This is a genomic window from Hansschlegelia beijingensis (assembly GCF_045505405.1).
Classification (GTDB): domain Bacteria; phylum Pseudomonadota; class Alphaproteobacteria; order Rhizobiales; family Methylopilaceae; genus Methylopila; species Methylopila beijingensis_A.
Genome location: NZ_JBJKEX010000105.1, coordinates 1 through 8,963, shown reverse-complemented (window position 1 = coordinate 8,963; position 8,963 = coordinate 1). Strand labels below are relative to the sequence as shown.

Sequence of the window (8,963 nt, the reverse complement as noted above, 5' to 3'; positions counted from 1 at the left end):
TCGGCAAGCGGGAGATCGATCCCGAGGAGCGCCGCCCGCGACGCGAACACCCCGGGGTCTCCGACAGCCACGAATGGCGGAATCCGGCGCGCGCCTCTGGCCGACCAGAGGGCGAGGGCGAGCTCCGCCCAGAGCACGAAGCCGAGGGCCGCGAAGCCCGCGACCAGCATGACGAACACCGCCGGACCGTCGCCGGAATCGGCGAAGCCGAAGTCCAGGCCGCACGCCGCGCAGGACGGCCGCAGCTTGATGTAGCCGTCGAACAGGCGGCCCCGGCCGCAGGCCGGGCAGCGCCCGACGGCGCCGGCGAGAGCGGAGGCGCCGCTCGACATGACGGCCCGGCCGTCGTCCATCGTGGCTTCTTCCCTCAAACGGCTAAGGCCGCCGGCGGTCGCCGGCGGCCTCCGATATTCGGTCGAGGAGCCTCGCGTCAGTGCGCGACGGCCGGCCCCTGACCCCAGACGTAGATCGCGGCGAACAGGAACAGCCAGACCACGTCGACGAAGTGCCAGTACCAGGCGGCCGCCTCGAAGCCGAAATGCGCCTTCGGCGTGAACGCCCCGGCCATCGCGCGGAACAGGCAGACCAGCAGGAAGATGGTGCCGACGATGACATGGAAGCCGTGGAAGCCGGTCGCCATGAAGAAGGTCGCGCCGTAGATGTTGCCGTGGAAGCTGAACGTCGCCTCCCGGTACTCGATCACCTGGCAGACCGTGAACAGCACGCCGAGCACGACCGTCAGCAGCAGGCCGAGCTTCAGGCCGCGCCGGTCATTGTGCAGCAGCGCGTGGTGCGCCCAGGTCACCGTGGTGCCCGAGGTCAGCAGGATCAGCGTGTTGAGCAGCGGCAGGTGCCAGGGATCGAAGGTCTCGATGCCCTTGGGCGGCCACACCCCGCCGGTGAGCTCGGTGCGCTGGAACTGGTTGGCCTCGCCGGGGAACAGCGCGACGTCGAAATAGGCCCAGAACCACGCCACGAAGAACATCACCTCGGAGGCGATGAACAGGATCATGCCGTAGCGCATGTGCAGCTGGACGACGCGGCTATGGAAGCCGCTGTTGCCCTCGTTGATGACGTCGCGCCACCACGCGACCATCGTGTAGAGCACGCCCGCGAGGCCGATCAGCGCCACATAGGGGGGCGCGCCCTTGAACCAGTGAACCGCGCCGACCGCCATGACGAAGGCCGCCATGGAGCCGACGAAGGGCCATGGGCTCGGGTCGACGAGGTGGTAGTCGTGATGCTTCGCGTGGGCGTCGGCCATCGGGGTCCCCCAGGTTTCCTCAGGTTCCGCGCGGCCAGTTCTCCGGGCCGTCGCGGCGCGCGCTCTTCAGGTCTTCGGCCGTTCCGTCCCGGCTGCGGAGGCCGATCTGGCCGCGCTGTCGGGATAGAACGTGTACGACAAGGTGAGTTGGCTCATGCCGTCAAGCCCGTGCTCGTCGGCGAGCGACGGGTCGACGAAGAACACCACCGGCATGTCCATCGACTCGCCCGGCTGCAGCGTCTGCTTGGTGAAGCAGAAGCACTGAACCTTCGAGAAATAGGCGCCGAACTGCTCGGGCGTCACATTGTAGGTCGCGGTGCCGGTGACCGGCTTGTCCGAGACGTTCTGCGCGCGGAACAGCGCGAGCTTGGTCTCGCCGATCCGCACCTTCATCTCGTTCTGCTCGGGCCCGAACTTCCAGCCGAGCCCCGGCGCGACGTTGCCGTCGAACCGCACGGTGATCTCGCGGTCGAGCACCTTCCCGGGGGCGCTGGTCGCGACCTGGGTGGTGCCGCCGAAGCCCGTCACGCGGCAGAACATGTCGTAGAGCGGCACGGCGGCGTAGGACGCGCCCACCATCGCCGCGACGACCGCGACGCAGCTCGCCGCGACCACGACGTCGCGCCGTCCGCGGGGGCTCCTGATGTCGGGTTCGTCCTTGCTCATAGCGATCGGTTCGCCACGTCCGCGCCCATCTTGAAGATGGTCACGAGGTAGAACAGGCACACCAGCACGGCGAGCGCGATCGCGATCGCGATGCTGCGAGAACGGCGGCGGCGCTTCTGCTCCTCGGTGAGGACCACGCCTTTTTCGGGTTCATCCGCCACGGCGTCACATCCAGCCGGCGAGCAGATCGGGAAGCGCGGCGACGCCGAGCGCCTTCTCCGCCAGAAGGGTGAAGAACAGGCCGAACAGGTGAACCAGCGAGAAGCCGAACAGGCGCATCGCGGCGCGGCGCGCGGGCTCGCCCTCGCGGACCCGCCACACGACCCAGGCGCGCTGCACGAAGATCAGCCCGAGCACGGTCGAGACGGCGAGATAGATCGGGCCGCCGAGGCCGATGAAGGCCGGCGCGACGCCGAGCGGCGCGAGCGCCAGCGAATAGAGCAGGATCTGCCGGCGGGTCTCGTCGGGACCAGCGACGCAGGGCAGCATCGGAACGCCCGCGCGGCTGTAGTCGTCGGACTTGACCAGGGCGAGCGCCCAGAAATGCGGCGGCGTCCACATGAAGATGATCGCAACCAGGACGGCGCTGCCGAAGCTGACCGAGCCGGTCGCGGCGGCCCAGCCGACCATCGGCGGCATGGCGCCGGCGAGGCCGCCGATGACGATGTTCTGCGGCGTCCAGCGCTTCAGCCACATCGTGTAGATGACGGCGTAGAAGAAGATCGTGAAGGCGAGCAGCCCGGCCGCGAGCCAGTTCGCCACGAGGCCCAGCATCAGCACCGAGCCGACGGACAGCGTGACGCCGAAGCCGAGCGCCTCGCCGGGCATGACGCGGCCGGCCGGAACCGGCCGGTTGGCGGTGCGGGCCATCACGGCGTCGATGTCGGCGTCCCACCACATGTTGAGCGCGCCCGACGCCCCGGCCCCGATCGCGATGCAGAGCAGCGAGATCGCCGACAGCACCGGATGGATGCCCTGGGGGGCGAGCACGATCCCGGTCAGGGCCGTGAAGACGACGAGCGACATCACGCGCGGCTTGAGAAGCGCGAGGTAGTCGTCGACGCCGGCGAGGCTCGGCCCCGGCAACGCCGGGAGCGCGGGGCGCTCGAGACGGTCTTCCTGGATCAGCGACATGGGGAGATACGCCTTGCTCGTTCGGGCGCGCGCGAGGGCGGCGCCGAACGCAGTTCCTTCATTGAAGAGGGCCGCGCCCCCCGGCGCGATCCTCGGCTTGGGGCGGAAGGCGCGAGCGCCTTCCGCCGGTCGCCGTCACTTGATGTGCGGCAGCGTCTCGAACTGGTGGAACGGGGGCGGCGAGGACAGCGTCCACTCCAGCGTGGTGGCGCCTTCGCCCCACGGATTGGCCGCCGCGACCCGCTTCTTCGAGAACGCCTCGAACACGCCGTAGAGGAAGATCAGCACGCCGAGGGCCGAGATGTAGGAGCCGATCGACGAGACCATGTTCCAGCCGTGATACGCGTCCGGATAGTCGGCGTAGCGGCGCGGCATGCCCGCGAGTCCGAGGAAGTGCTGCGGGAAGAAGACCAGGTTGACGCCGACGAAGGTCACCCAGAAGTGCACCTTGCCGATGGTCTCGTTGTACATGTAGCCGAACATCTTCGGGAACCAGTAGTACCAGCCCGCGAAGATCGCGAAGACGGCGCCCAGCGACAGCACGTAGTGGAAGTGCGCCACGACGTAATAGGTGTCGTGCAGCGAGCGGTCGATGCCGGCGTTGGCGAGCACGACGCCCGTGACGCCGCCGACCGTGAACAGGAAGATGAAGCCGATCGCCCAGATCATCGGGGTGCGGAGCGAGATCGAGCCGCCCCACATGGTCGCGATCCAGGAGAAGATCTTCACGCCCGTCGGCACCGCGATCACCATCGTGGCGAACACGAAGTAGGCCTGCGTGTTCACGGAGATGCCCGAGACGTACATGTGGTGCGCCCACACGACGAAGCCGACGACGCCGATCGCCACCATGGCGTAGGCCATGCCGAGATAGCCGAAGATGGGCTTCTTCGAGAAGGTCGCGATGATGTGGCTGATCATGCCGAAGCCGGGCAGGATCAGGATGTACACTTCCGGGTGGCCGAAGAACCAGAACAGGTGCTGGAACAGGATCGGGTCGCCGCCGCCGGACGGCGTGAAGAAGGTCGTCCCGAAGTTGCGGTCCGTCAGCAGCATGGTGATGGCGCCGGCCAGAACGGGCAGCGACAGCAGCAGCAGGAAGGCGGTGATCAGCACCGACCAGGCGAACAGCGGCATCTTGTGCAGCGTCATGCCCGGGGCGCGCATGTTGAAGATCGTGGTGATGAAGTTGATCGCGCCGAGGATCGACGAGGCGCCCGCGATGTGCAGCGCGAGGATCGCGTAGTCCATGGCCGGACCGGGCTGGCCGGTCGTCGAGTACGGCGGATAGATCGTCCAGCCGCCCGTGACGCCATGCGAGCCGGGCGCGCCGGGCATGAACATGGAGATGATCAGCAGCCCCAGCGCCGGGATCAGCAGCCAGAACGAGATGTTGTTCATCCGCGGGAAGGCCATGTCGGGCGCGCCGATCATCAGCGGCACGAACCAGTTGCCGAAACCGCCGATCATGGCCGGCATGACCATGAAGAAGATCATGATCAGACCGTGCGAGGTCACGAACGCGTTGAAGAGGTTCGGATCCCCGAAGATCTGCATCCCGGGATTCTGCAACTCCATGCGGATGCCGATCGACAGCGCTCCGCCGAGAATGCCGGCGAAGATCGCGAAGATCAGGTACATCGTCCCGATGTCTTTGTGGTTCGTCGAATAGACGTACCGGCGCCAACCCGTCGGGTGCGCATGATGAGCGGGCGTATGCCCGTGCGTCGCTGCTGTCGCCATGGCGATCGTCTCCTCAGTCTTCTTTCAGGCCGTCAGCGCGACGCGACCGACGTCAGGGAGCTCGCGCTCGCCTGCTGGAGCACTTTCTTGGCGGCTTCGGTGTCGGTCTTAGCCGCCTCCAGCCACTTGTTGTAGGTGTCTTCGCTCACGACCTGGATCGCGATCGGCATGAAGGCGTGGGCGAGGCCGCAGAGCTCGGAGCACTGCCCGTAATAGATGCCTTCCTTCTCGGCCTTGAACCACGTCTCGTTGAGGCGGCCCGGCACCGCGTCCACCTTCACGCCGAAGGACGGCATGGCGAAGGAGTGGATGACGTCCTCGGCGGTGACCTGGACGCGCACGACCTTGTTCACCGGCACGACGGCGTTGTTGTCGACCGCGAGCAGCCGGGGCTGGCCGGGCTCGAGCTCTTCCGGCTCCAGCATGATCTGGGTCAGCGTCAGCTCGTTCGCGTCGGGATAGACGATGTCCCAGTTCCACTGGCGGCCCACGACCTTGATCGTCAGGTCGGCCGGCGGCGGCGAGTACTGGGCGTAGAGCAGGCGGAAGGACGGGATCGCGATCACCACCAGGATGAGCACCGGGATGATCGTCCAGGCCACCTCGAGCAGGGTGTGGTGCGTCGTCTTCGACGGGACCGGGTTCTTCTCCTCGCGGAACCGCACGACGCAGTAGACCAGCAGCGCCAGCACGAAGAGCACGATCACCGTGATGATCGCGAGCAAGAAGGCGTGGAAGGAGTGCGCCTGATGGAAAATCGGCGTCACCGCACCCTGAAGGCCGAGCTGCCACGGCGAGGGCTGCCCCGTTCCTGCAAGAGCCGGAGCGGCGGCTGCGATCGTCGCTGCGAGCGCGGCGGCCAGGATCGTCGTCGGACGTCCGGTTCGAAGCATATCTGCGAGCCTCTCGTCGCTTCCCGAAGCCCCTTGGCAGGGCCCCCTTTGTTGTCACGCGCGTACGCCGCCCCGCAAGGCCGTAAGCCTTGGCGACGCCGCATTTCGCCTCGCTGGGTTCCGGCGCACCACACTCGCCGTGGTCCCCGCCCAATTTAGCGGCTTTCTGAAACCATAAGCGGCAGCAAAGCTCAATGTGACCAATCGTAGGCGCGGATGCGGCATTTGGGCGCGAAATCGCCCCGAAGCTGTGTGCTTTCAGAGCGCTGGCGTTCGCGAGCCGGCTTCTCTTGACACCGCCCCGGGCTCTGTTACGCCCCCTGACACCACGCACCGGGAGACAGCCGAACGTGCCCTCCAAACGTTCCGCGGCCGTGATTCTCGCCGCCGCCCTCGCCGCCCTCTCGCCGGTCGCAGCCGCGGCTCAGGGCGCCGTCAAGGCGACGCATGGCGACTGGCAGATGCGCTGCGACACCCCGCCGGGCGCGCAGGGCGAGCAGTGCGCGCTCGTCCAGAGCGTCACCGCCGAGGACCGTCCGAACGTCGGCCTCACCGTGATCGTGCTGAAGACCGCCGACAAGAAGAGCCGCCTGCTGCGCGTGCTCGCCCCGCTCGGCGTGCTGCTGCCCTCCGGCCTCGGCCTGAGGATCGACCAGACCGAGGTCGGCCGCGCCGGCTTCGTGCGCTGCCTGCCGAACGGCTGCGTCGCCGAGGTCGTGCTCGAGGACAAGCTGGTGAACCAGCTGAAGACCGGCAAGCAGGCCACCTTCATCATCTTCCAGACGCCCGAAGAGGGCATCGGGGTGCCGGTCTCGCTGAACGGGTTCGGCCCCGGGTACGACGCCCTGCCCTGAGCTTCCCGGCTGGCTCAGGCCGGCTGGGGCGCGCCGCAGACATGCGCCACGGCTGAGGCGAGCCGGCGGACGAGCGGCTCGGCCGCGCGGGAGATCGCCGCGCCGTCGACCGCCTTCACCTGCATGACGAGCCGGACGCTGTTGGTGGCGAAGGCCGCGTCGGCGCGCATCAGCTCCTCGACCGTCAGCGGCCGCTCCACCGGCTCAAGCCCGACCGTCGGCGCGACCTCCAGCGCCGCCGCGCGGATGATCCCGGGCAGGATTCCTTCCGAGAGCGGCGGCGTGACGAGTTCGTCGTCGAGGATCGCGAACAGATTGGCCATCGCGGTCGAGCCGACCCGGCCCGCGACGTTCAGCATCAGCGCGTCGTCCGCGCCCGCCATCCGCGCCTCGTCGAAGGCCATGACGTTGTCGAGATAGCAGAGCGTCTTGGCGCGCGAGGCGAACGAGGTCGGGTTGCGCCGGATCGACGCCTGGGCGAGGCGGACGGCAGAGAACAACGCGCCCGCCGGATAGGGCGACGAGGAAGCGATCACGGTCGGGGTCGGATCGCCGGGAAAGGCGAGGCCCCGCGCGCCCGCCCCGCGTGTCACGGTCAGGCGAACCACGACGTCGGCCGCGCCCTGCGCGAGCGCCGCCACCTCGGCCTCGAGGAAGCCGCGGTCGACCGGCAGGCGGATCTCGGCGGCGGCCGTGGCCAGACGGTCGAGATGCGCGTCGAGCAGCGCCGGCCGGCCGCCGAATACGGCGATCGTCTCGAACAGGCCGTCGCCGAGAGTGAGGCCCCGATCCGCCAGATCGAAGGCGGTCGCGCCGTTCTCGACCGGAACTCCGTTCAGGCGATGCATGGCTGGCGGCGGTCCGCGATCGTCAGGAAGTTCTCGAGCAGCTTGTGCCCGCCCTCGGTGAGGATCGATTCGGGATGGAACTGGACCCCGAAGGTCGGGTGCCGGCTGTGCGCGAGCGCCATCACCTCGCCCTCCTCCGACCGGCCCGTGACCGCGAGCGGCCCGGAATATCCCTCGTCGAACTCGACGATCAGCGAGTGGTAGCGCGCGACCGCGACCGGGTTCGGCAGCCCCTCGAAGAGCCCCGCCTCATCATGCCGGACCCGGGAGGAGCGGCCGTGCAGCGGCCGCCGGGCCCGTTCGACACGGCCGCCGAAGGCCTGCCCGATCGCCTGATGGCCGAGGCAGACGCCGAGAATCGGGACCGTCCCGGACAGCCGCCGGATCAGATCGAGCGACACCCCGGCCTCGTTCGGCGTGCAGGGTCCGGGCGAGATCACGATCGCGTCGGGCCGCGCTGTTTCGATCTCGTCGACCGTCACGGCGTCGTTGCGGACGACCTCGGTCGTGCGCCCGAGCTCCTCGAAATAGCGCGCGAGGTTGAAGACGAAGCTGTCGTAATTGTCGAGGACGAGGATCATCGCAGACCTCCGGCGGCCGCGAACGGCTGCGCGTGCTCGGCCTGTTCGGCGAGCCGCCCCCCGAAGGCGTCGAACACGGCGCGCGCCTTGGTCAGCGTCTCGTCATATTCGGCCGCCGGGTCCGACAGCGCCGTGATGCCGCCGCCGGCCTGGAACAGCGCCTTGCCCCGGGCGAGGGTCGCGGTCCGGATCGCGATGTTGAAATCGGCGTCGCCCGTAAAGCCGATCCAGCCGATCGATCCGCAATAGACGCCGCGGGCGTGGCGCTCGATCTCGGTGATGATCTCCATCGCGCGCAGCTTCGGCGCGCCCGTGATCGAGCCGCCGGGGAAGCTCGCCCGGAGAAGGTCGACGACGCCGAGCCCCTCGCGCAGCCGTCCGGTCACCACCGAGACCAGGTGATGGACCGAGGCGTAGGTCTCGAGCCCGCACAGCGTCGGGACCTCGACCGTGCCGGGCCGGCAGACCCGCGACAGGTCGTTGCGGAGCAGGTCGACGATCATGACGTTCTCGGCGCGGTCCTTTTCGGAGCCGAGCAGCGCGCGCGAGGAGGAGCCGTCCGCGATCGGATCGGTCCAGCGCTTGGCCGTGCCCTTGATGGGCCGCGCCTCGACATGGTCGCCCTCGACCCGGACGAAGCGCTCCGGCGAGCTCGACGCCACCACGACGTCGCCGAAGTCCAGATAGGCCGCGAAGGGCGCTGCGTTGCGGGTCCTGAGGCGCCGGTAGAACGCCCAGGCGTCGAACCCCTCCGGCAGCTCCGCCAGGAAGCGCTGCGCGACGTTCGCCTGGAAGATGTCGCCGGCGAGCACGTATTCGACGGTCCGGGCGATCGCGGCTTCATAGGCCGCCCGGTCGAAGTTCGAGGAGAAGCTGAGCGGCGCCGGGGCGACCGGCTTGCGGGCGGGCGGTCGATCTCCTCCTGGGTCTCGAGGGCGACGGCGAAGGAGACCGCGAGCGGGTGCGCCGGGGCAGGCGCG

11 protein-coding genes are annotated in these 8,963 nt (G+C 68.6%); 1 reads left to right on the top strand and 10 read right to left on the bottom strand.

Annotated features, from left to right (window positions below):
• From ACIKT0_RS08860 to coxB, 7 genes are all read right to left on the bottom strand, one after another.
• On the bottom strand, window positions 1-353 hold a 353-nt coding region (locus tag ACIKT0_RS08860), incomplete at its 3' end, for a DUF983 domain-containing protein (RefSeq protein WP_407104995.1).
• 77 nt (window positions 354-430) lie between these two features.
• The gene (locus ACIKT0_RS08855; protein WP_407104994.1) at window positions 431-1,264 is read right to left on the bottom strand and encodes a cytochrome c oxidase subunit 3; all 834 of its coding nucleotides are present in this window, start codon (window positions 1,262-1,264) and stop codon (window positions 431-433) included.
• Between the two features lie 66 nt (window positions 1,265-1,330).
• Window positions 1,331-1,930, bottom strand: coding sequence for a cytochrome c oxidase assembly protein (locus tag ACIKT0_RS08850; protein WP_407104993.1), 600 nt, complete (start codon window positions 1,928-1,930; stop codon window positions 1,331-1,333).
• Window positions 1,927-2,091 (bottom strand): hypothetical protein, encoded by a 165-nt coding sequence (locus ACIKT0_RS08845; protein WP_407104991.1) that lies wholly within the window; start codon window positions 2,089-2,091, stop codon window positions 1,927-1,929. The genes ACIKT0_RS08850 and ACIKT0_RS08845 overlap by 4 nt, the downstream gene beginning before the upstream one ends.
• Window positions 2,092-2,095: 4 nt before the next feature.
• The gene (locus ACIKT0_RS08840) at window positions 2,096-3,064 is read right to left on the bottom strand and encodes a heme o synthase (protein WP_407104990.1); all 969 of its coding nucleotides are present in this window, start codon (window positions 3,062-3,064) and stop codon (window positions 2,096-2,098) included.
• A gap of 135 nt (window positions 3,065-3,199) precedes the next feature.
• Window positions 3,200-4,807 (bottom strand): cytochrome c oxidase subunit I, encoded by a 1,608-nt coding sequence (ctaD, locus tag ACIKT0_RS08835; protein WP_407104989.1) that lies wholly within the window; start codon window positions 4,805-4,807, stop codon window positions 3,200-3,202.
• A gap of 32 nt (window positions 4,808-4,839) precedes the next feature.
• Window positions 4,840-5,700 carry a cytochrome c oxidase subunit II gene (gene coxB, locus ACIKT0_RS08830; RefSeq protein WP_407104988.1) on the bottom strand — a complete coding sequence of 287 codons (861 nt, stop codon included), beginning with the start codon at window positions 5,698-5,700 and terminating at the stop codon, window positions 4,840-4,842.
• A gap of 350 nt (window positions 5,701-6,050) precedes the next feature.
• On the opposite strand from coxB, the gene ACIKT0_RS08825 reads away from it, so the two are divergent.
• Window positions 6,051-6,554, top strand: a complete 504-nt coding sequence (locus ACIKT0_RS08825; protein ID WP_407104987.1) for an invasion associated locus B family protein — start codon at window positions 6,051-6,053, stop codon at window positions 6,552-6,554.
• Between the two features lie 14 nt (window positions 6,555-6,568).
• Here ACIKT0_RS08825 and ACIKT0_RS08820 read toward each other — a convergent pair whose 3' ends face one another.
• From ACIKT0_RS08820 to pabB, 3 genes are all read right to left on the bottom strand, one after another.
• A complete protein-coding gene (locus tag ACIKT0_RS08820; RefSeq protein ID WP_407104986.1) occupies window positions 6,569-7,402 on the bottom strand; it encodes an aminotransferase class IV in 834 nt (277 codons plus the stop codon).
• Window positions 7,390-7,983 carry an anthranilate synthase component II gene (locus ACIKT0_RS08815; RefSeq protein ID WP_407104985.1) on the bottom strand — a complete coding sequence of 198 codons (594 nt, stop codon included), beginning with the start codon at window positions 7,981-7,983 and terminating at the stop codon, window positions 7,390-7,392. Before ACIKT0_RS08815 ends, ACIKT0_RS08820 begins: the two co-directional genes overlap by 13 nt.
• Window positions 7,980-8,963, bottom strand: a 984-nt coding sequence (pabB, locus tag ACIKT0_RS08810) for an aminodeoxychorismate synthase component I (RefSeq protein WP_407104984.1), incomplete at its 5' end; no start/stop codon positions are given. The genes pabB and ACIKT0_RS08815, both read right to left, overlap by 4 nt.

What these genes read in the sequence shown, in the direction of transcription:
- ACIKT0_RS08820 (WP_407104986.1), bottom strand. Translation starts at nt 7,402, where the DNA reads ATGCATCGCCTGAACGGAGTTCCGGTCGAGAACGGCGCGACCGCCTTC.
- ACIKT0_RS08840 (WP_407104990.1), bottom strand. Translation starts at nt 3,064, where the DNA reads ATGTCGCTGATCCAGGAAGACCGTCTCGAGCGCCCCGCGCTCCCGGCG.
- ctaD (WP_407104989.1), bottom strand. Translation starts at nt 4,807, where the DNA reads ATGGCGACAGCAGCGACGCACGGGCATACGCCCGCTCATCATGCGCAC.
- coxB (WP_407104988.1), bottom strand. Translation starts at nt 5,700, where the DNA reads ATGCTTCGAACCGGACGTCCGACGACGATCCTGGCCGCCGCGCTCGCA.
- ACIKT0_RS08855 (WP_407104994.1), bottom strand. Translation starts at nt 1,264, where the DNA reads ATGGCCGACGCCCACGCGAAGCATCACGACTACCACCTCGTCGACCCG.
- ACIKT0_RS08815 (WP_407104985.1), bottom strand. Translation starts at nt 7,983, where the DNA reads ATGATCCTCGTCCTCGACAATTACGACAGCTTCGTCTTCAACCTCGCG.
- ACIKT0_RS08850 (WP_407104993.1), bottom strand. Translation starts at nt 1,930, where the DNA reads ATGAGCAAGGACGAACCCGACATCAGGAGCCCCCGCGGACGGCGCGAC.